The organism is Penaeicola halotolerans, assembly GCF_016464625.1.
In the GTDB taxonomy this organism is placed as follows: domain Bacteria; phylum Bacteroidota; class Bacteroidia; order Cytophagales; family Cyclobacteriaceae; genus Penaeicola; species Penaeicola halotolerans.
Genome location: NZ_JAEAGO010000144.1, coordinates 1 through 252 on the forward strand (window position 1 = coordinate 1; position 252 = coordinate 252).

1 protein-coding gene is annotated in these 252 nt (G+C 46.0%); it reads left to right on the forward strand.

Annotated elements, in window-relative coordinates:
* Positions 1 to 58: 58 nt before the first annotated feature.
* The coding region (locus tag I5349_RS13910; protein WP_226391377.1) for a hypothetical protein at positions 59 to 252 on the forward strand (194 nt) is incomplete at its 3' end.

Below are 252 nucleotides of genomic sequence, written 5' to 3' on the forward strand. Positions count from 1 at the left end.
CTGATTAGACCCTATCTTTTTAGGGGAAAAAATAAACAAAAAAACAAACCTAAAGCAAGTGAATGGCCTGTGGAGACAGCTAATCCCAGGGTGCTGCTTTTCAGTGTACACCACAGGCAAGCCACTCAGTCTGAGTTTCTTCTCAGCCAGATGTGGAGAGAATTCCTATGTGCCTGCCTCACCAGGTGTGAAAACAGAGCACACTCAAAATGGCGTGCCACTATCCTATGCACAGACACAAAGTCGGATCGT